This is a genomic window from Bacillus sp. A1 (assembly GCF_042296235.1).
Lineage (GTDB): Bacteria > Bacillota > Bacilli > Bacillales > Bacillaceae > Bacillus > Bacillus velezensis.
Genome location: NZ_CP141181.1, coordinates 1039270 through 1060923 on the forward strand (window position 1 = coordinate 1039270; position 21654 = coordinate 1060923).

The following is a 21654-nucleotide window of genomic DNA, read 5'->3' on the forward strand; positions in this document are numbered from 1 at the left end:
AGGTGTTTAACAAAATGAGCAGCAAAAAGAAAATGGGACTTCTTGTCATGGCTTACGGAACGCCTTACAAAGAAGAGGACATAGAACGTTATTATACGCATATCAGACGCGGAAGAAAGCCGGAGCCTCATATGCTTCAAGATTTAAAAGACAGATATGAAGCGATCGGAGGCATTTCTCCGCTGGCGAAAATCACGCAGGAGCAGGCGGAGAAGCTCGCACAGCGTTTAAATGAAATCCAGGATGATGTAACATTCAAAGTGTATATCGGATTAAAACATATTGAACCGTTTATTGAAGACGCGGTGGCGGACATGCATAAAGACGGCATTACAGAAGCTGTCAGCCTTGTGCTCGCCCCTCATTTTTCAACATTCAGCGTCCAGTCATACAACAAACGCGCGAAAGAAGAAGCGGAGAAGCTCGGCGGCTTGACCATCAAGTCCGTTGAAAGCTGGTATGATGAACCGAAATTCGTTGATTATTGGGTCGGCCAGGTGAAGAAAACGTATGAATCAATGCCGAAAGAAGAACGGGATGACGCGATGCTGATCGTCTCAGCGCACAGCCTTCCTGAAAAAATTAAAGAATACGGCGATCCGTATCCTGACCAGCTGGAGGAATCCGCAAAACTGATTGCCGAAGGCGCCGGAATTACCGATTACGCAGTCGGCTGGCAAAGCGAAGGGAACACCCCTGATCCGTGGCTCGGGCCGGATGTGCAGGATCTTACGCGCGAGCTGTATCAAAAGCATCCTTATAAAGCATTTGTATACGTGCCCGCAGGCTTCGTTGCCGATCATTTAGAGGTGCTTTACGATAATGATTATGAATGCAAAGCTGTGACTGAAGAAGTCGGCGCAAGCTACTATCGTCCGGCCATGCCGAACGCACAGCCTGAATTTATCGACGCGCTTGCAGCGGTCGTGCTGAAAGAGCTGGACAAGTAGAATTAAACGGTAAAGAAGGCGATAAAAATGAGTGGCGATAAAAAACATCTGGTCATCATCGGCGGCGGCATAACGGGATTAGCCGCCGCCTTCTACATGGAAAAAGAAATCAAGGAAAAACAGCTGCCGCTTGAGGTCACCCTGATCGAAGCGGGCCCGAGAGCGGGCGGCAAAATTCAGACGGCGCATAAAGACGGCTACATCATTGAGCGGGGGCCGGATTCTTTTTTGGAAAGGAAAAAAAGCGCGCCGCAGCTCGTCAAGGATTTGGGGCTTGAGCATCTGCTCGTCAACAATGCGACCGGACAGTCTTACGTGCTCGTCAACGAGACGCTTCATCCGATGCCGAAGGGCGCGGTGATGGGCATTCCGACCAAAATCGCTCCGTTCATCTCCACCGGTTTATTTTCTGTTCCCGGAAAAGCGCGGGCGGCGCTTGACTTTGTCCTGCCTGCGAGCAAACCGAAGGAAGATCAGTCTCTGGGTGAATTTTTCCGCAGACGCGTCGGTGACGAAGTCGTTGAGAATTTAATAGAACCGCTATTATCAGGGATTTATGCCGGAGATATTGATAAGCTGAGCCTCATGTCCACGTTTCCGCAATTCTATCAGACTGAGCAAAAGCACAGAAGCCTGATTCTCGGTATGAAAAAATCACGTCCGCAGCCTTCGGGACAGCAGCTGACGGCCAAAAAGCAGGGCCAGTTTTTAACGCTGACGACAGGGCTTCAAACGTTGGTGGAGGAGCTGGAAAAGCAGCTTACGCTGACAAAGGTGATGAAAGGAACGAAAGTCACCCATATCGGCCGCGAGGAGAAAGGATATTCCGTGACGCTTGATAACGGCAAAGTGCTCTATGCGGAAGGATGCATAGTGACAGCCCCGCATAAAGCCGCGGCGAAAATGCTTTCTGATCTGCCGGCGGTTTCATGTCTCAAAGACATGCATTCTACGTCCGTTGCCAACGTCGCCTTAGGTTTTCCTGAGGGAGCCGTCAAGATGGAGCATGAAGGTACGGGCTTCGTTATCTCTAGAAACAGCGACTTCTCCATCACGGCCTGCACATGGACGAATAAAAAATGGCCGCACGCGGCGCCGGAGGGCAAAACGCTTCTCAGGGCGTACGTCGGAAAGGCCGGAGATGAATCCATCGTAGATCTTTCAGATAACGAGATCATTAAAATCGTAATGGAAGATTTGAAAAAAGTAATGAAAATGAATGGCGAACCGGAAATGACCTGTGTGACCCGCTGGAACGAAAGCATGCCGCAATACCATGTCGGCCATAAGGAGCGCATCAAAGAGTTCAGAGATGCGCTGAAAGCTTCCTATCCGGGCGTATACGCGACGGGCGCGTCATTCGAAGGGGTGGGCATCCCCGACTGTATCGACCAGGGAAAAGCCGCCGTATATGATTCACTGGCTTATTTATTTGAAACGTACCAGCCTCCGTTATCGTAAAACGGAGGTTTTTTTGCATGTTCCCGTTCTGTAAAGGGAACACCAATAAAGAGAAAAAACATTTGAATCTTCTTTGCGACTGTGATAAGTTATCTTATGTACAAAATGACTATAACGTTCAAACGGTCAATTTAACGAGGTGGGAAACATGTCCGTCGATCGGAAAAAGCTCATTCTGGAAGCGGCAACGAAGTCTTTTACACAATTCGGCTACAAAGCAACGACAATGGATCTGGTGGCAAAGCTTGCAAATGTGGGGAAGGGAACCATCTACACGTTTTTCAAAAACAAAGAAGAACTGTTTGATGATATTTTCACCACTATTTTAAGAGAAATGAAGGAACACGCAGACGAAGCGATGAAACCGGAGCTTTCATTTCACGAAAATGTCCACCGGGCGCTTGTCGCGATTTTGGAATTCAGAAAAACACACCAGCTGACTATTAAAATTTTTCAGGAGAACGCCGAGATTGGTACAATAGCCGTTCAGGATGTCATTGCGAAAATGGAGCGGGCCATTCTGTCATACATTAAAGAAAAGATAGAAACAGCCATTGAAAACGGAAGCATTAAACCGTGTGATCCGGAACTGACCGCTTTTGTGATGCTCAAGCTCTACATCGCGCTGATATTTGACTGGGAAAAAAACCATCCGCCTCTTGAAAAAGAGACGATCGCCGAATTGCTGGAAATGTATGTTGGTCAAGGATTATCTAAATAATAGATGATCCTTCACTTTTTAGGTGCCGTGACCGTTTTGTCAAATGAGTCAGTTTGCGGAAGGAGGCAACAGGGTTGAATACAATAAAAAGCCAGTGGAAAGACATTGTAACGAACAAGAAACTGTTAATCCCCATCATTGCCATATTATTCGTTCCGCTGATCTACAGCGGAGTGTTTTTGAAGGCGTACTGGGACCCGTACGGCACGGTGGATCAGCTGCCGGTTGTCGTTGTCAACCAGGATAAAGGGGCGGACTACGAAGGGAAACATCTTCAGATCGGTGACGATCTTGTGAAAGAGTTAAAGAAAAATGATAATTTTGATTGGCATTTTTCAAGCGATCTTGATCAATCGTTAAAGGACTTATTAAATGCTAAATATTATTTATTGGTCGAGATTCCTGAAGATTTTTCGAAAAACGCCAGCACGGTAATGGATAAAAATCCGAAGAAGCTGGATCTGAAATATCATACGAATGCCGGATCAAACTATGTCGGCGCGACAATCGGGGAAAAGGCGATCGACAAACTGAAAGCCTCCGTGTCGAAAGAAGTGACAGAGCAATACGCAAAAGTCATTTTTGATAACTTTAAAGATATTGCCAAAGGGCTCGGCAAAGCCAGCAGCGGAGCCAAGAAAATAGACGACGGCACGAAAAACGCGAAAGACGGCAGCGCCAAGCTGAAGGAAAATTTAGCGAAGCTTACTGAAAGCACCGCCACCATCAGCGATAAAACGCAGCAGCTTGCAGACGGAGCGGCGAAAGTGACAAGCGGAATTCAAACGCTTGACAGCTCTATCGCAAAACTTCAGAGCGCAAGCGCCGAAATTCAAGATAAATCAGGACAGATTGCTTCAGGAGGAGGCCAAGTGGCCAGCGGGCTGAAAACGAGCCTTGACGCGCAAAAGCAGCTCCAGCAAAAGCTTCCGGATTTAACGAATGGATTAAGCGCGTTAAACAGCAAGGCGCAGGAAGTGTCGCAAAAAGCGGCGGCATTTGAAGATGCGATCAATTCAGTCAACCTGTCAGACATTGAAAACGCGGTTGGGCAGCTCGAGCAGACTGAAAAGGACCTGCAGCAGTTTAAGAAGAAGCTTTCTGATCTGAAAAACAACCTGGATGCCCGGGATGACGCGGTCAAAAAGGTGATTAAGGACAGTGATTTCTTAACGGATGAGCAAAAAGCGAAACTTGTTCAGCTACTGAATGAGAAGCTTCCGAAGGCCGACCTTCCGGATTTAGACAATATCGTCAGCCAGCTTCCGTCCGGCGGAGATATTCAGCTTCCGGATATGTCAGTCATAAAAAGCGCGCTCAAAGATGTAAAAGCGAAGGCTGATCAGCTGAAAGCACTGCCTCAGTCCACATCGAAACTGTATAACGGCGCAGCGGCGGTACAAGACGCGATTAACCAGCTGACAGCGGGAACTGATAAATTGTACAGCGGAGCGCAGACCGTCTTTGAAAGCCAAAACAAACTGACGGCCGGCATCGGCGAATACAACAGCAAGTTCGGACAGCTCAAATCAGGATCAGAAGCGTTAGTGTCAGGGAGCGGCCAAGTATCAGGCGGCTTAACGAAACTCCTGGACGCGCAAAACAAAATCCATGACGGCTCGTCCAAAATTGAGCAGGGTCAAGCGTCTCTCGGCACCGGTTTAAGCAAGCTTTTAGACGGCACCGGACAATTGTCCAGCCAGCTGAAAGATGCGGCCGATCAAACCGGGGACATTAAGACAGATGACAAAACGTACAGCATGTTTGCCGATCCGGTAAAAACGGACGATAACGCGATTCATTCCGTGCCTAACTACGGTACCGGACTGACGCCTTATATTCTCTCTATGGGCTTGTATGTCGGCGGCTTGATGCTGACGGTCGTGTTCCCTCTGAGTGAAGCTTCAGGGCGTCCGAGAAACGGTTTTGAATGGTTCCTCAGCAAATTCAGCGTTATTCTGCTCGTCGGACTGATTCAATCCGTTATTGTCGCCACGGTTCTGTTGAAAGGAATCGGGCTTGATGTGGAGAGCACTTGGAGGTTCTATCTCTTTACGATGATTACCAGCATCGCGTTCCTGTCCATGATTCAATTATTGGCGACAACGATGGGGAATCCGGGACGCTTTATCGCTGTCATCATTTTGGTGCTCCAGCTCGGGGCAAGCGGAGGAACCTTCCCGCTTGAACTCCTGCCGGGATTCTATCAAGTGATTCACGGGGCACTGCCGATGACTTACAGCATCAACGGGTTCCGCGCCGTCATTTCAAATGGCGATTACGGCTATATGTGGCAGCAGGCATCCATTCTGTTGGGCATCGCCGTTGTCATGATCGCGCTGACCATCGTGTATTTTACGGTGCAAAGCAAAAAAGAACACAAAACGGAAGAAGAAATAACAGCATAAGAAAAAGAGGCTCTGAGCAGATGGTCAGGGCCTCTTTTTTTTAGATTTCGATCGTCGTACTATTAAAATCCCCATCTCACCAACAGTCCGGTATACGTCAATCCTCCGCCGAACCCGAATAATACCAGCGTCTGGCCTTCCGACAGTTTTTTCGCTTTCACAGCTTCGTCCAAAGCGAGAATAATAGAAACCGATGAAGTGTTGCCGTAATATTCAACGCTTGTCAATGTCCGTTCAAGCGGGAAGGGCAGTTTTTCACAGATGGATTCGATCATCCGCATGTTGGCGCTGTGAGGAACGAACCAATCCAGATCGTCTTTTGAAAAGCCGGCTTTTTCTAAAAGGGCATTGCATTCCTCAGGCACGGTTCTGGCCGCCCATTTATATACTTCGCGCCCGTTTTGCACCATGTTTCCTCCGCCTTTAAGCGGCTCGCCGTTTAATTCTGCGCTCAGTCCCGTGCGATACAGCACGTCCGCGCTGCCTCCCGCTGTTCCTTGCACGGCTGCCAAAAAGCCCGGCGCTGATTCATCGCGTTCCACCAATAGGGCGCCAGCAGCGTCTCCAAAAAGAACACAGGTCGTCCGGTCAGTATAATCCGTTACCTTTGATAATGTTTCACCGGCAATGACAATCACTTTTTGATGGGAACCGGCGGTAATTAATGCGTCTGCGAGCTGAAGGCCGTAAGTGAGTCCGGCGCATGTGGCGTTAATATCAAGCGCCCCCGTTTGCGGCCAGCCGAAGTAAGCCTGCACGCGTGCCGCGGTGCTTGGAAACGCATAGTCCGCCGTCGTTGTGGCGACAAGGATCATATCGACATCATCAAGAGTTCCGCTGTATCGTTCTGCAAGGTTTTTCACCGCTTCCACACACAAATCCGATGTGAATTCATGTTCGCCGGCAATGCGTCTTTCCTTCATACCGGTGCGCTGGACGATCCATTCATCAGATGTATCGACGATGCGCTCCAAATCCGCGTTTGTTAATCGGCGTGCCGGAGCATATGTACCGATTGCTGTAATTTTAGATTTTGACATGAAAAAATCACTCCTTTATATCAGATTATAACACCTGATATTATTACTTGGTACTAATTTTAATAAAAAAACCCAAGCAGCATCCGCTGTTTGGGGAGCATGAGAATCTATTTGTAAAACGGGCTTGTGTGAACGATTACCAATGACGGCAGCGGCAGCATGAATGATGATGCTTCTTTTTATCTTTCTTCTTTTTACAAGGGTCTTCTTTTTTCTTTTTACAGTGATCTTTTTCTTTTTTACAGCCCCAGAAGGCTGCACCAGACCAATTATCCTCAAACCAATCCTCAAACCAATCATTATGAAATCTTTTCCGCTTGTGCGGTTTACGGCTGATCATACATTTCCCTCCTATGCTCATGCTCCCTTCATTCTATGAAAAAAGAGAAGGAAAAGATTGGACGGGTTATGGATCAAAAGAGTATATTTTAAGAAGAATAAAATTGATAGGAGGAATGACCTGTGGAAAATATGAAACATACGATGGAACTGATTAAAGAATTGGTGTCGATTCCGAGTCCGACGGGCAATACATACGAGGTTATCGCCTATACAGAAAGTCTTTTAAAAGAATGGGGCGTCTCCTCTTACAGAAACCGCAAAGGCGGTCTTTTTGTCACAATTCCCGGCCGTGATGACAAGAAACACAGATTGCTGACGGCGCATGTCGATACGCTCGGCGCGATGGTAAAGGAAATAAAGGCGGACGGCCGGCTGAAGATTGACTTGATCGGCGGCTTCCGATATAACTCGATTGAAGGAGAATATTGCAAGATCCAAACTTCTTCCGGCAAAACCTATACAGGCACCATCTTAATGCATCAGACTTCTGTGCACGTCTACAAGGACGCCGGCAAGGCAGAGCGGAATCAGGAGAATATGGAAGTCCGCCTTGATGAGCCTGTCCGGACGAAGGAAGAGACGTCCGATCTCGGCATCAGGGTCGGCGATTTCATCTCATTTGACCCGCGCGTGCAGATTACGCCGAGCGGCTTTATTAAGTCCCGGCATCTTGATGACAAAGCGAGCGTGGCACTGCTCTTGAATTTAATCCGCCGCATCACGGAAGAGAAAATCGAACTTCCGTATACGACGCATTTTCTGATTTCTAATAATGAAGAAATCGGCTACGGCGGCAATTCCAACATTCCTCCTGAGACCGTCGAATACTTGGCTGTTGATATGGGGGCGATCGGAGACGGCCAGTCTACGGATGAATATACCGTCTCCATTTGCGTGAAGGATGCGAGCGGCCCGTACCATTATCAGCTCAGAAAACATCTGGCCGGGCTTGCGGAGCGCTATGGCATTGATTATCAGCTTGATATTTATCCGTATTACGGTTCTGATGCCTCAGCAGCCATCCGTTCGGGCCATGACATCGTCCACGGGCTGATCGGCCCGGGAATTGACGCTTCACACGCTTTTGAACGCACGCATGAATTATCGCTTCTTAATACGGCGAAGCTTTTGCATCGGTACGTTCTATCGCCGATGGCATAAAAAACCCTGCGCGGAAATCATTCCGTGCAGGGTTTTCATTTTAACCTGAGATGGTTGTGTTTTGTTCTGTTTTGGCGAGGCTCATGACCTTCGCGCCTTTAACGGGATCATACTGGCCTTCCCATTTTGACATCACAACGGATGCCAGCGCGTTTCCGGTCAGATTGACGACCGTACGGGCCATGTCCATAATCCGGTCAACCCCGGCGATGAATGCAAGGCCTTCTGCAGGAATGTTGAATGCGCCTAATGTCGCAAGCAGGACGACGAAAGAAGTCCCGGGCACGGCAGCCATTCCTTTGGAAGTGACCATCAAGACAAGCACAAGGGTAATCTGCTGCCAAATGGACAAGTCAATGTGGTATACCTGAGCGAGGAATAAAGCGGCGATAGATTGGTACAGCACAGATCCGTCTAAGTTAAAGGTATATCCGATCGGCACAACAAAGGAAACAATACCTTTCGGACAGCCGATTTTCTCCATTTTTTCCATAACGCGGGGGAGTACGGTTTCGGAGCTTGACGTACTGAACGCTAATAAAATTTCATCCTTCATATAGGCGAGGAATTTGAAAATGTTTACTCCGGCAAGCTTTCCGACGATTCCGAATACAACAATGAGAAAGAAAGCCAAAGCTACATATACTAAACCGACCAGTTTACCGAGTGAAAGCAGGGAACTGAGCCCAAATTTGGAAACGGTAACACCAATCAACGCAAAAACACCAAACGGCGCAACTTTCATGACCAGGTTCACAACATGGAACATCGCATGAGAAACACCTTCAAAGAAGGCCAAGACAGGCTTTCCTTTTTCACCGATTGCCGAGATGCCGAGTGCAAACAGCACGGTAAAGCAGATAATGGCAAGCAGATCTCCTTCGGCTAATGATTGGAAGAAGTTTGTCGGTACGATATGCAGGAATGTGTCTGCGATAGATTTGTTATTTTGTTCTTTTTCTGTTTCAACATATTGACTGATATCTGTCTTTTGAGCTTCATGTATATTAACGCCTGTTCCCGGATGAAACAGATTCGCCAAAGCCAGCCCGAGAATAATGGCAAAAGTGGTAATGATCTCAAAATACAAAATCGTTTTGAAGCCTAATTTTCCGACTTGTTTTCCGCTTCCCGCGCCGGCAACGCCGATGATTAAGCTGGAGACGACAATTGGAATCACTATCATTTTGATTAAGCGTAAAAACAAATCGCCGATAGGCTGTAAATATGTTGGAATGGCGGGATTGCCGTACCAGATGACACCGACTACAACCCCTAGTATGAGTCCGACGAAAATTTGCGTCGCTAGTCCAAAGCGTAATTTTTTCATAGATTACCTCCCGAAGAAAAAAGTGCAATAAGTATCTAAAAAGATAGCTATTAGAACAAATTATAATAGAAAAGAAAACAATCCGTCTATAGAAAAATATAGATTGAAAATACTGAATATTTTAAAACGTACAGATAATTGCTAATAATGGTGAATAACGCCCTATTCAGAAAGTATGATGAGGGCCGAAAAAAACGGGCGCCGCACAACTTAGAATTGTGCGGCGCCCTATTGTCACATATCCTTAATTTTCAAGCAGTCATTACACAAATTAATGTGACACTCATACTGCTCAACAATCTCATTTCCGCATTCTTCGCATTTCTTACCGGGTAAATTTCTGAAAAAATCCGACATCTTTTCCAACATACCCATCCCTCTTTCATTGTTTTGTCTTTACATTGTATTATAACAGTTTGAGAAAATCAACGGCTGTTTTGGCACAATGTTTAAAACATGCAATTTGTACGAAAAATAGGTATATTGGAGGAAAGGAACTTTTTATCATAAACATTCGGAGGATTATATGAAAGTTACAGTTATTGGATGCTGCGGCGGGTTTCCGGCCGCAAACGAAGCAACTTCAGGCTATCTGTTTCAGTCCGGCGGCTATTCTCTGCTCGTCGATTGCGGAAGCGCCGTATTATCAAAGCTGTTTGCCTATGTTCCGGCAGAAGAGCTTGATGCCGTCATTTTGTCCCATTATCATCATGATCACATCGCTGATATCGGGCCGCTTCAATTTGCCAAACAGGTCGGCTCCTTTCTCGGAAAAGGGACGCATGCACTGCCGATTTACGGGCATGATGCTGATATAGAACAGTTTGAGCGTCTTACATATAAAACGCATACAAAAGGAGTGGCCTATCAGCCGGACCGCCCGCTTTCTGCCGGGCCGTTCACCATTACCTTTCTGAAAACGGTGCATCCGGTCACTTGTTATGCGATGCGGATTACTGACGGTTCAGCTTCTGTTGTGTATACGGCTGATTCAAGCTACCAGGACGCGTTTATCCCGTTTGCGGAAAATGCCGATCTGCTGATCTGTGAGTGCAATTTTTACGCAGACCAGGACGGCACGTCAGCCGGCCATATGAACAGTTTGGAAGCCGGACGTATCGCGAAGGAGGCCGGAGCGGGGGAGCTGATTCTCACGCATCTGCCTCATTTCGGCGAGCACCGGAAGCTGAAAGAAGAAGCGGAATCCGTGTTCGGGGGCGAAGTGACAATCGCCGCTTCCGGATTGAAGTGGGAGAAATAAAGGAGGAGCACCATGTTATTTATCGACAATCAAAACATAACCGACCCGAGGATCAACCTCGCGATCGAGGAATATTGCGTGAAGCATCTCGACCCTGAACAGACATACCTGCTGTTTTATGTCAATCAGCCCTCGATTATCATCGGGAAGAACCAAAACACAATAGAAGAAATCAATACGAAATACGTAGAAGATAACGGAATCATCGTCGTCCGCAGGCTGTCAGGGGGCGGTGCGGTTTACCATGACCTCGGGAATCTGAATTTCAGTTTTATCACCAAGGATGACGGCGACAGCTTTCATAATTTTAAAAAATTCACCGAACCCGTTATTCAGGCGCTGCGCCAGCTCGGTGTGGAAGCTGAATTAAGCGGCCGAAACGACATCGTCGCGGACGGCAGAAAAATTTCCGGCAACGCTCAATTTTCGACGAAAGGGCGTATTTTCAGCCACGGAACATTAATGCTGGATTCCGCCATTGATCACGTTGTATCAGCCTTGAAAGTGAAAAAAGATAAAATCGAATCAAAAGGCATTAAGTCAATCAGAAGCCGTGTCGCCAACATCAGCGAGTTTCTTGATGACAAAATGACGGCGGACGAATTCAAAAAGCACCTGCTTCACCATATTTTTAATACAAATGATCTTTCCGAAGTGCCGGAATATAAACTGACCGATGAAGACTGGAAAGCGATCCGGAAGATTTCCGAAGAGCGCTATCAAAACTGGGACTGGAATTTCGGAAGGTCGCCCGCATTTAATCTTCAGCATTCGAAACGTTATCCGGTCGGATCGATTGATCTGCGTCTTGAAGTGAAAAAAGGAATCATTCAGGACTGCAAAATTTTCGGTGATTTCTTCGGTGCGAAAGATGTGAGTGAAGTCGAACAGGCACTGACCGGAAAACAGTATGACCGAACCGCTATCAGGGAGGCGCTGGCCGGAATCGATCTGAAACAGTATTTCGGCAAAATAGAGCTGGAAGATTTCCTCGAGCTGATTTATTAGAACATTTGCCGAACGCATGATTTGAATCAGCGCCCGTTTTTGTGAAATGATAGAACCATAATGAATAGGGAGGGATCATGATGAAAGTATTTCTCATCGGAGCAAACGGACAGATCGGACAGCGGCTGACCGGGCTGTTTCAAAAAGACGGCACGCATACGCTGCGGGCGATGGTCCGGAAACAAGAGCAGAAAGAAGCGCTTCAAGCCGCGGGAACAGAAGCCGTTCTTGCAGATTTGGAAGGAAGCCCGGAAGACATCGCGAAAGCCGCCGAAGGCTGTGACGCGATTGTGTTTACCGCCGGATCAGGAGGAAGCACCGGATACGATAAGACGCTTTTGATTGATCTTGACGGAGCGGCGAAAGCGATAGAAGCGGCAAAGAAAGCCGGCATCAAGCGGTTCATTATGGTAAGCGCCCTTCAGGCTCATAACCGCGGCAATTGGAATGAAGCGCTGAAGCCGTATTACGCCGCAAAGCATTATGCGGATAAAATTCTTGAAGCGAGCGGTCTGACGTATACGATTATCCGGCCGGGCGGGTTATTAAATGATCCCGGCACGGGAAATATCAAAGCCGCGGCCGATTTAGAAAGAGGCTCCATTTCAAGAGACGATGTCGCCAAGACCGTTATCGCATCCCTTGATGAACCGAATACGTATGAAAAAGCATTCGATCTGACGGCGGGCGGCACGCCGGTCAGTGAAGCGCTGAAACAATTATAGTTTCCGGTTTTACGGCACTCGGGGCTTTTTGCCCTTGAGTGTTTTTCTATATTTTTCTATAATAAAAGTGAACGTTTATTCCGGACAAATGAATGACTATTCATTCATTACATTTTTAAAGGGGTGGGAAAATGAATCTGGTTTCCAAATTGGAAGAAACGGCATCGCAGAAACCGGAAAAACCAGCTTGTCTGTTTCAAGATCAGTACATGACGTATGAGGAGCTGGCAGGTAAAATCAAAGCATTTGCAAACGGCTTGGAGGACAGGGGACTGAAAAAAGGGGATCATCTCGCGCTGCTGCTCGGAAATACGCCTGACTTTGTTATTGCGTTTTTCGGCGCGTTAAAAGCGGGAATTGTCGTCATACCTGTTAATCCGGCATACACACCTTCAGAAATCGCATACATGCTGAAAAACGGCGATGTCAAAGCGATCGCCGGCATCGACCTATTAATTCCCGTATTTGAAAGCCTGCACGGCTCGCTGCCGCTGCTGGAGCATATCATTATCAGCCAGACAGCAGAGAACGCTCCATCGACAGAAGACCCTCAATTGCGCTTAAAAATGACAACGTTTACAAAAATGCTCCGTCCGGCGGAGCGCAGCAGAACTTATCCGACATTGTCCAAAGACGATACTGCCGTCATTTTATACACCTCAGGGACGACCGGAAAACCGAAAGGCGCCATGCTCACCCATCAGAATCTTTTCTCCAATGCAAATGATGTCGCCGGATACTTAGGAATGAATGAGAAAGACAAAATTGTGGCGGCATTGCCGATGTTTCACGTTTTTTGTTTAACCGTTTGTATGAATGCGCCTCTGATGAGCGGAGCGTGTGTCTTAATCGAGCCGCAATTCAGCCCGGCTTCTGTGTTTAAACTGATTAAAAGCCGTCAGGCAACCATTTTTGCCGGCGTTCCGACGATGTATAACTATCTGTATCAATACGAGCACGGCAAGGCGGAGGATTTTGCGTCCGTCAGACTGTGCATTTCAGGCGGGGCCTCCATGCCAGTCGCTCTGTTGCAGACGTTTGAACAAACCTTTGACGTCACCATTCTGGAGGGGTACGGACTTTCTGAAGCGTCTCCGGTTACTTGTTTTAATCCGTTTGACCGGGGAAGAAAGCCCGGCTCGATCGGGACGAATATTTTACATGTCGAAAATAAAGTCGTCGATACGCTCGGACGCGAATTGCCCGACCATCAAGTGGGAGAATTGATCGTGAAAGGGCCGAATGTGATGAAAGGCTATTACAAGATGCCCGAGGAGACGGAGCACGCGCTGAAAGACGGCTGGCTGTACACGGGTGATTTGGCGAAGCGCGACGAAGACGGTTATTTTTATATCGTCGACAGAAAAAAAGATATGATTCTCGTCGGCGGATACAACGTCTATCCGCGCGAAGTAGAAGAAGTGCTCTACAGCCATGAGGGCATTAAAGAAGCCGTGGTCATCGGCGTTCCTGACGCCAAAACGGGGGAAGCGGTGCATGCTTATATAGTGCCTGGGGACGGTGAGCTGACAGAGCAGGCGGTTTTTGATTACTGTGAAACACATTTGGCAAAATATAAGCGGCCGGCGGAAGTGGTTTTTCTTGATGAGATTCCGAAGAACGCGACCGGGAAGCTGCTGAGACGGGCGGTCCGGGACATGCTTCCGAAATGACGGACGAAAAGCGAAGCCGGGGGCTTCGCTTTTACATGCTGATCCGGTCAGCTCTGCGATTCTTCCTTGATGATGCTTTGCACAAGCTTCGTATCATGCCGGGTCAGTTTGTAATACGTGTTTTTATGCTTGTACATCATATAATTGCCGCTTTCGAGCCACATACTGAATGAATCAAAACGGTCTTCATGGTATTTGACCGTTCCGTCGTAATCGGGAGACACGCTTTTGGTCAGTTTGACTTGTTTTCCTTGGTTCAAGATATCGAGCATATCTTTTACATTCTGCCTGTCTTTAATTTTGATTTCTTTTTTTCCGTGCTCTGACAGAATAATCAGATCTGCGTTGCTTGATGGAAACACATCGCCGGTCCGGCTGTATACATAGAAGAAAGCAATAACCAAAAGGGCGATTACTACAATAAACGCGATTATTTTTTTCATATTCATCACTCCGTCTTTTAGTCTTTCCCGCTTCCTGTTGTTCCATTCTTTTCTGTTGTGAAAAGATTAACATCCGTTTCGGAGGCTTGGTTCTATTTATTTGCATTTATGCTTACAATAGGAGTAAGTCATAAGGCTAAGGAGGGGGACTTCCATGCGCAAATGGATAGCGGCAGCGGGACTTGCCTATGTGCTGTACGGCCTTTTTTTCTATTGGTATTTCTTTATGACAGGAGACTCCGCCGTCCCGGAGGCCGTAAAGGGAACAAAAGCCGATCCGTCCTCGTTTATGGACCCGGGCCGCCTGGCAGCCGCTGAAAACTTTTCAAATGTAAAGGATTTTTTATTTTTCATCGGAGCGCCGTTAGATTGGTTTTTATTTTTTCTGCTGCTCATTACGGGGCTTGCCAAAAAAATAAAGCATTGGCTGGAAGCAGCGGTGCGCTTTCGGGTGCTGCAAATCGTAAGCTTCGTATTTGTGATTTCACTCATCATTACGGCGGCTTCACTTCCGCTTGAGTGGATCGGATATCGGGTTTCGCTTGCGTATCATATTTCGACGCAGACAGCAGCAAGCTGGATAAGAGACCATGTCATTGATTTCTGGATCAGTTTTCCGCTGTTTGCCGTGTGTGTGCTTGTGTTTTACTGGCTGATCACAAAGCATACAAAAAAATGGTGGTTTTACGCTTGGTGTCTTACTGTGCCGTTTACCCTGTTTTTGTTTTTCCTGCAGCCGGTCGTGATTGATCCTTTATACAATGATTTCTATCCGCTGAAAGACAAGGAGCTGGAAAGCAAAATTTTGTCGCTTGCCGACAAGGCCGACATTCCGGCCAGCCATGTGTATGAAGTGAATATGTCGGAGAAAACGAATGCGCTGAATGCGTATGTGACGGGCATCGGTTCGAATAAGCGGATCGTTTTGTGGGATACGACGCTTAACAAACTGAAGGATCGGGAAATTTTGTTCATTATGGGGCATGAGATGGGGCACTATGTGATGAAGCACGTGTACATCGGACTGGCCGGGTATCTGCTGCTGTCATTAGCCGGGTTCTATATCATTGACAAGCTTTATAAGCGGCTGTCCAAATTCTTCGGCCGAATGCTTCATATAAAGGGGCCTGAAGATCTGGCCGCCCTCCCGCTGTTATTGCTGCTCATATCCGTTCTCAGTTTTGCTTCTGATCCGATTACGAATGCCGTCTCCCGGTATCAGGAAAACGCCGCCGACCGTTACAGCATCGAGCTGACCGGAAACCGGGAAGCGGCGATTGAGACGTTTCAGGACTTGGCCGATACGGGACTGAGCCGGGTCAACCCGCCGTTTCTCGTCAAAATTTTCAGAGGGAGCCACCCGTCGATCATGGAGCGGATTGAACATGCGGAGGAAGAAAAATAATAAAAAACCGGCGGGGCCATGCCCGACGCCGGTTTTTTATGTTTTACTGAGCTGCCGCCTGTACGTTGATCAGCCCTTTTCCGTAGTAGAAAGCATCACCAAGTTTTGTAGTGGTGTTTTCTAAACTGCTGCGGACTTGAGTGTTTGTCCAGTTCGGGTGCTTAGAAAGAATCAAAGCAGCCGCTCCGGCAACGTGCGGAGATGCCATTGACGTACCATTGTACGCGCCGTATTTGTTTCCAGGAAGCGTGCTTTGGATAGAGACGCCTGGTGCCATGACATCAAGCTCAGAACCTACGCTTGAGAAAGATGCTCTTTGGTTGCTGCTGTTAACAGCGCCTACCGCAATGACAGAAGGGTATTTACCAGGGTAGCCCACTGTGCTAGAGCCGCCGGAAGTGCCTTCGTTACCGGCTGCCGCAACCACTACGACGCCGGAAGCAACGGCTTTGTCAACTGCCGCTTTTAACGCTGCAGAACCAGAAGGTCCGCCGAGGCTCATGTTAATAACGTCCATATTGTTTGCGATCGCCCACTCAATTCCGTTAATGATCCAGCTGTACTGGCCGGAACCGTCAGCGCCGAGAACTTTTACCGCGTAAAGAGATGCGCTTGGCGCAACGCCTAATACACCGACTGAGTTATTAAGAGCCGCAACTGTACCGGCAACATGAGTTCCGTGAGAGTTGTTGTCTTGGAAAGGATTTGTTTCAGAAGGAACCATGCTGGCTCCGCCTGCTACCTTTAAATCAGGATGAGAAGAATCGATACCGCTGTCGATAACCGCTACTTTAACATTTGATCCGGTGAAGCCTTGAGAGTGCAGAGCAGGGGCTTTAATCTGTGATACGCCGTAAGGCACGGACTGCGCGTACGCCTGTGCAACGTGATCTTCTTCAACGTAAGCGACGCTAGGGTCTTTTTTCAGCTCTTTTACAGCTTTTTCATTTAATGTAGCTGAAGCTGCGTCTACATATTTGAATTGCTTTTGCACTTTCCCGCCTTTTTCAGAAATGACATCTTTTTTCTTGGCGGCGCTCATCGTGCTCATTGTCTGCTTAAATCCGACAATATATTTCTTTTCCCCGTTTGATTTCCCTGCAGCCTGGGCAGAAGTCGTGCTGCCGAACGCCATCGTAAAGATTAACGCTAAAGCAAACAGCAAACTGATCCATACCTTTTTGCCTCTCACTCTTTATCCACTCCTTTTTTCATTTGCAGAATAACCAATAGACAGATTATTCTGTGGATTAATTGTATAGTATGGAATAATATTTTAGTAGACCCAATTTTTTTCAGTTTGTTTTATTTCTATTTAGGTATATCATCTCTCTTTCGTTTAATAGGAACCCGAAATATTTAAATTTTAATGGAAAAAACCGATGGAAGGACATGAGTATTTGTACACAGCCGCAATCGCTCTCTTGTTTACTGGGTCGAACGGTTTGATTCCATTTTTGGAAGCTGCGGCAAAAACAGGATAAATGTCACCTTTTGTTGAATGCAGAAGTCTGATGGAAACGAAAGCGGAATGAAATAAAGCGGCCGGCATGAATCAGTCTTTGGCTTTCTTGACGGAGAAAAGCTGTGAAACCATTTTATAAAAATAATGATAATGAATATCATTGATACTTATATTGTCAATGATATAATTGCGGAAAAACGAAAGAGGGGGAACAGATGAAACCAATTTTCAGTATGCTGATGATCTTATCCGTTCTCTTCATAACGGCATGCTCAGAACAGGAACATGAAACCGCCGTCAGGCACGATCTGGGGACGGCGCATGTGGCTGCGCACCCGCAGCGCATCGCCGTATTGAATGAGGACTTTATTGACACCCTCCATGATCTCGGCATAAAGCCGGCGGCCGCGGCGGATAACCGGAAAGAGCGAAACGACGGCAGGCCGTCCGTCGGGCCCCCGTCACATCCCGATTTGAAAAAGATCACTTCGTTAAAACCCGATCTCATCATTGCAGACTCAAGCCTGCACAGGGGGATATACCATGAGCTGACAAAGATCGCTCCGACAATCGCTTTGAAAAATGAAGCTGCGGATTATCAGGATGCGGTTGATGCTGCCCTTACCATTGAAAAGGCGGTCGGTAAAGAGGGCATCATAGAGAAACAATTGTCGGCTCAGGAAGAAAAGCTGAATGACATCAAAAGAAAGCTGGATGCAGAAGGCGGCACGATTTTATTAATTGACGCTGCAAATGGCAGCATTTCCGTAAAGGATGATCAGTTTTTTACGTCCCGGCTTTTGGCGCTCGCAGGGTTTACATATGCGGTCCAGACGGATTCCGGCGGGAAATCAGACTCTATCAAAATGACGCCCGGGCAGCTTTTACATATCGATCCTGATTACATCGTACTGCTGGACGGTGAGAAAGAACTCGAAAAAAATCACCTTTGGAAACAGCTGACTGCCGTAAAAAACGGACACGTTTACCGTGCGGACAGGGCGGTATGGACGGAGCGCCGGAGCATTGACGGTGCGGACGCCATATTACATGATCTGCAGAAAAAAATGCTCGCTAAAAAGGCCCAAAACTGAATTCGGGCCTTTTTGTTATGATTCTGATAGGTGGCTGCTTACATTGTAATCTTTGACGCGCCACTTATTTTCAATTCGTTCGATATTGCTCAGGCACGCATTGACAAGCTTTGCGTTTTGTATGTCGGTATCACCGTCAGAAATGGCGGACAAGAGGGCGTGAATGGCTGCGCCGTGAGCGACGATCAGTACTTTTTGCTCAGGAAACCGCTCCTGAACTTTCACTAAACCGGCAAGCATTCTGTCTGTCAGCTCTTCTGCGGTCTCCATGTTCGGGTAGTTTTTATCCGGGTAGCGCTTCGACCGTTCCGGTAAAGACATTCCTTCCGCATCACCGTAGCTCCGTTCTCTGAAATCTTCCATGACGACAACGGGAAGATTCAAAAACCCGTTAATAATGTCAGCCGTTTTTCTGGCCCGTTTCATCGGGCTTGAGACGATGACATCCCATTCAGACCCCTTTAAGTACTCTCCTGTTTCTTTCGCCTGACGCTCTCCCGTCGCATTTAACGGAATATCCGATTTGCCTTGAAGCTTCTTTTGGGCATTCCAATCAGTCTCTCCATGTCTTACTAAACAAACGGCAGTCATAAAGTCTCCACTCCGATCATTTTTTATCGATATCATCTATTATACTGCCGTTACGTTAACACTTCAAAGAGAAGCGCCAGCCCGACTCCGCCTCCGCTGCCGATCGCTGCTGCTGCATAGCGGGCATCAGGGCGTCTTTTTGCTTCATAAAAAAGCCGGGTGACAAGCGCCGCCCCGGAAGCCCCGTACGGATGCCCTACGGCGAGAGCGCCGCCCCGGACATTTATTTTAGAATACGGCACTTGAAGCTGCTGTGAAAAAACGCATATTTTGACGGCAAACGCCTCGTTGATTTCGTATATATCAATATCATCCGGTGACAGGTCCCGTTCCTTCAAAAGCTTTTTGACGGCATAAACCGGAGCTGCTGACGGATAATGCGGATGGACGCCGCTTACCGCGCTTCCGATAAAACGCAATCCCGGCTTTAAACCGAGAGACCGCGCTTTTTGTTCTTCCATCACACAAACTGCCGCCGCCCCGTCAGAAATTCCGCAGCTGTTGGCGGCGGTGACAGAGCCTCCGGACTGAAAGATGAGTTTGGCGCGGGCGATGAGAGGCGCCATGTTCCGCTTTTTCAGCATGTTTTCGTCAGCGGCGAATCCGTGGCAGGGGAGAATTTCCCGGCGGTACAAGCCGTCTTCGTGTGCTTTGACGCTCCGTTCATAGCTGAGAAGGGCATATTCGTCCTGCATCTTTCTCGTTACGCCGTAAGCCTGTGCCGTATACTCGGCCGCTATGCCCATATCAGGATCGCCGATGTGTTCAGGAGAAAAGCGCGCCCGGGATGAGAAAGGGGAACGGCTGCTGCTCTCCGCTCCTCCCGCGATGTATGTGCTCCCCGCGCCGGCTTTAACAAAGTGGCACGCGATTCTCACGGCGTCCAATCCGGAACCGCACTGCCTGTCGATGGCCGTACCGGACACGCTCAAAGGAAGCCCGGCGGCCAAGGCTGACAGCCGGGCGAGGTTCCCGCCGCGGCCCGTCGCGTTTCCGATCAGGACTTCATCAATGTCTTCGGGCATGTTCCGGCTCAAATGTCGGATCAGCGGAGCTGCCAAATCTTCGGGGAGACAGTCTTTTAACAGGCCGTTTTCCCGGGCGAAAATCGTCCGCTTCGCATCCGTAATTACAGCTTCCATTCCATCATGTCCTTTGCCTGCTTTTGTACGGCGGCACGGGCGATCTTTCCGCCGGCTGTTTCCGGTATTTCTGAAAACAGCCATTTTTTCGGGATTTTATATGCTGCCAGCTGCTCGCGGCACTGTTTCTTCAGTTCCTTTACATTTGCATGTCCGTCGATCACCGCAACGGCGATGCTGCCCCAATAATCATCAGGAATGCCGATGACGGCCGCTTTTCTGACGCCCGGACAGCGGTTGAGCACACGTTCTATCTCTTCCGGGAATACATTCAGGCCGCCTGATACGATCATCCCGTTTTCACGTCCTTCGATATAAAGATAGCCTTCATGATCGATATATCCCATGTCATCAACCGTCATCCAGCCGGAATCATCAGGCTTTGCGCCGTTGATGTATCCGGAAAATTTCATCGGGCTGTTCACAAAAATCTTCCCCGTTTCGCCCGGCATGCAGCGTTCCCCGCCGGGCCGGCGGATTTCGATTGTAACATTTTCAAACGGACGGCCCGCCGCGTCAGGCTTTCGGGTGCTGTCTTCAGGCGATAAGAACGCCACGAAACTCAGCTCAGACGTTCCGTAAAAATCGTACAACCGCAAATGGGGATAGCGCTCTGACAGCGCTTGTTTAGACGAAGCGGGCCAGTCTGCACCGGAAGAAATCACCTTGAGCGGTGTATCCGGAAACGCCTCTAGTGAGAGCAGGGCGTCCGTCATTGTCGGAACGGTATATAGAACGTCAGCTTGTCTGAGCCGGTCTTTCATTCCGGCGGGATTGAATTTTCTTTGAAGGATGACGGTTCCGCCGATAAACAAAGTGCTGACGGCGCCGTATAAAAAGTGTGACGAGCGCAGCGTACCCGGCACCAGCACTTTGTCATCAGGGGAAATGCCGAATTCACGTTTCGTACAAGAAAAGCTCTCCAGCCACGAACGGTGAGAGCGGGTGAAGGCTTTCGGTTTACCGGTCGATCCCGAGGTGAATCCGGTATAAAAGGGCAGGCCGGCGTTTTTGATAAAAGCGCCTTCCGCTTTTTCCGCCTCGATCAAAGGCCCGCATTCATCCCACAGGATGACAGGCGTTTTGATGCCGTCCAGTCTGCCGCTCAGCCGGCGGTCACAGATGACGAGATCGGTTTTGCTGATGTGCAGCTGGTCCGCGAGTTCCGCCGCAGCCGAGCGGGGATCTAACGGAACCGCCGTGCAGCCGGCATGCGCCGCCCCTGCGAAAAGTTGTAAAAAAGGGATGCCGTTCTGCAGTAATATTGCAATGTTTTCCGGCTTATCTGAAAGGCTTCCAAGCCAGTTTGCGGTTTGGTTTACTAGCCTGTTCCAAGTTTGATAGGTGATCTGTTCTGTGTCTGTCTGAATCGCGATCTGTTCCGGCGCTTGTCCGGCTGTATCTGAATATGATGATGTAATCATGATGACTAAA

Annotated in this window: 20 protein-coding genes; 11 read left to right on the forward strand and 9 right to left on the reverse strand. The window is 48.2% G+C overall.

Features of this window, described 5'->3' with window-relative positions:
* Positions 1-14: 14 nt before the first annotated feature.
* The 4 genes from hemH (at position 15) to U2H13_RS05380 (ending at position 5540) form a co-directional block, all read left to right on the forward strand.
* Positions 15-950, forward strand: coding sequence for a ferrochelatase (gene hemH, locus U2H13_RS05365; RefSeq protein ID WP_003155221.1), 936 nt, complete (start codon positions 15-17; stop codon positions 948-950).
* A gap of 27 nt (positions 951-977) precedes the next feature.
* The gene (gene hemY, locus U2H13_RS05370; protein ID WP_014417341.1) at positions 978-2411 is read left to right on the forward strand and encodes a protoporphyrinogen oxidase; all 1434 of its coding nucleotides are present in this window, start codon (positions 978-980) and stop codon (positions 2409-2411) included.
* A gap of 148 nt (positions 2412-2559) precedes the next feature.
* Positions 2560-3132, forward strand: a complete 573-nt coding sequence (locus tag U2H13_RS05375) for a TetR/AcrR family transcriptional regulator (protein ID WP_003155219.1) — start codon at positions 2560-2562, stop codon at positions 3130-3132.
* Positions 3133-3206: 74 nt separating this feature from the next.
* The gene (locus U2H13_RS05380; RefSeq protein WP_021494936.1) at positions 3207-5540 is read left to right on the forward strand and encodes a YhgE/Pip domain-containing protein; all 2334 of its coding nucleotides are present in this window, start codon (positions 3207-3209) and stop codon (positions 5538-5540) included.
* A gap of 62 nt (positions 5541-5602) precedes the next feature.
* On the opposite strand, the gene fabHB is transcribed toward U2H13_RS05380, so the two are convergent.
* Both fabHB and U2H13_RS05390 read right to left on the reverse strand, forming a co-directional pair.
* Positions 5603-6580 (reverse strand): beta-ketoacyl-ACP synthase III FabHB, encoded by a 978-nt coding sequence (fabHB, locus tag U2H13_RS05385; protein ID WP_014417343.1) that lies wholly within the window; start codon positions 6578-6580, stop codon positions 5603-5605.
* Positions 6581-6716: 136 nt separating this feature from the next.
* A complete protein-coding gene (locus U2H13_RS05390) occupies positions 6717-6920 on the reverse strand; it encodes a hypothetical protein (protein ID WP_021494937.1) in 204 nt (67 codons plus the stop codon).
* A gap of 131 nt (positions 6921-7051) precedes the next feature.
* Between U2H13_RS05390 and U2H13_RS05395 the strand changes: the two genes are divergently transcribed.
* Positions 7052-8083 carry a M42 family metallopeptidase gene (locus U2H13_RS05395; RefSeq protein ID WP_216631575.1) on the forward strand — a complete coding sequence of 344 codons (1032 nt, stop codon included), beginning with the start codon at positions 7052-7054 and terminating at the stop codon, positions 8081-8083.
* Positions 8084-8123: 40 nt separating this feature from the next.
* Here U2H13_RS05395 and U2H13_RS05400 read toward each other — a convergent pair whose 3' ends face one another.
* Complete coding sequence (locus U2H13_RS05400; protein WP_003155211.1) at positions 8124-9413, reverse strand: cation:dicarboxylate symporter family transporter; 1290 nt, start codon at positions 9411-9413, stop codon at positions 8124-8126.
* A 234-nt stretch (positions 9414-9647) separates the two neighbouring features.
* A complete protein-coding gene (gene yhfH / locus U2H13_RS05405) occupies positions 9648-9788 on the reverse strand; it encodes a protein YhfH (protein WP_012117221.1) in 141 nt (46 codons plus the stop codon).
* A 151-nt stretch (positions 9789-9939) separates the two neighbouring features.
* Here yhfH and U2H13_RS05410 point away from each other — a divergent pair, with 151 nt between their 5' ends.
* From U2H13_RS05410 to U2H13_RS05425, 4 genes are all read left to right on the forward strand, one after another.
* Positions 9940-10674, forward strand: a complete 735-nt coding sequence (locus tag U2H13_RS05410; protein WP_017417389.1) for an MBL fold metallo-hydrolase — start codon at positions 9940-9942, stop codon at positions 10672-10674.
* Positions 10675-10686: 12 nt separating this feature from the next.
* On the forward strand, positions 10687-11682 hold the full coding sequence (gene lplJ / locus U2H13_RS05415) for a lipoate--protein ligase LplJ (RefSeq protein WP_003155205.1): 996 nt from the start codon (positions 10687-10689) through the stop codon (positions 11680-11682).
* An 80-nt stretch (positions 11683-11762) separates the two neighbouring features.
* Entirely contained in the window at positions 11763-12407 is a 645-nt protein-coding gene (locus U2H13_RS05420; RefSeq protein ID WP_017417391.1) for an SDR family oxidoreductase, read from the forward strand.
* A gap of 131 nt (positions 12408-12538) precedes the next feature.
* Positions 12539-14080 carry a fatty acid--CoA ligase family protein gene (locus U2H13_RS05425; protein WP_007409202.1) on the forward strand — a complete coding sequence of 514 codons (1542 nt, stop codon included), beginning with the start codon at positions 12539-12541 and terminating at the stop codon, positions 14078-14080.
* A 47-nt stretch (positions 14081-14127) separates the two neighbouring features.
* On the opposite strand, the gene U2H13_RS05430 is transcribed toward U2H13_RS05425, so the two are convergent.
* The gene (locus tag U2H13_RS05430) at positions 14128-14523 is read right to left on the reverse strand and encodes a hypothetical protein (protein ID WP_048368015.1); all 396 of its coding nucleotides are present in this window, start codon (positions 14521-14523) and stop codon (positions 14128-14130) included.
* A gap of 154 nt (positions 14524-14677) precedes the next feature.
* Between U2H13_RS05430 and U2H13_RS05435 the strand changes: the two genes are divergently transcribed.
* Positions 14678-15928 (forward strand): M48 family metallopeptidase, encoded by a 1251-nt coding sequence (locus tag U2H13_RS05435; RefSeq protein ID WP_376700712.1) that lies wholly within the window; start codon positions 14678-14680, stop codon positions 15926-15928.
* A 43-nt stretch (positions 15929-15971) separates the two neighbouring features.
* Here the strand turns inward: U2H13_RS05435 and U2H13_RS05440 are convergent, their stop codons facing one another.
* Entirely contained in the window at positions 15972-17120 is a 1149-nt protein-coding gene (locus U2H13_RS05440) for a S8 family peptidase (protein WP_077722018.1), read from the reverse strand.
* Positions 17121-17608: 488 nt separating this feature from the next.
* On the opposite strand from U2H13_RS05440, the gene U2H13_RS05445 reads away from it, so the two are divergent.
* Positions 17609-18487 (forward strand): ABC transporter substrate-binding protein, encoded by an 879-nt coding sequence (locus U2H13_RS05445; RefSeq protein ID WP_376700713.1) that lies wholly within the window; start codon positions 17609-17611, stop codon positions 18485-18487.
* 15 nt (positions 18488-18502) lie between these two features.
* Here the strand turns inward: U2H13_RS05445 and U2H13_RS05450 are convergent, their stop codons facing one another.
* From U2H13_RS05450 to U2H13_RS05460, 3 genes are read right to left on the reverse strand one after another with little or no spacing between them, the layout of a single operon-like run.
* Positions 18503-19078: a histidine phosphatase family protein gene (locus tag U2H13_RS05450; RefSeq protein WP_109566835.1), complete on the reverse strand. Its 576-nt coding sequence runs from the start codon at positions 19076-19078 to the stop codon at positions 18503-18505.
* A 50-nt stretch (positions 19079-19128) separates the two neighbouring features.
* Complete coding sequence (locus U2H13_RS05455; RefSeq protein WP_376700714.1) at positions 19129-20220, reverse strand: acetyl-CoA C-acyltransferase; 1092 nt, start codon at positions 20218-20220, stop codon at positions 19129-19131.
* On the reverse strand, positions 20208-21644 hold the full coding sequence (locus U2H13_RS05460; protein WP_376700715.1) for an acyl-CoA synthetase: 1437 nt from the start codon (positions 21642-21644) through the stop codon (positions 20208-20210). The genes U2H13_RS05455 and U2H13_RS05460 overlap by 13 nt, the downstream gene beginning before the upstream one ends.
* Positions 21645-21654 lie beyond the last annotated feature (10 nt).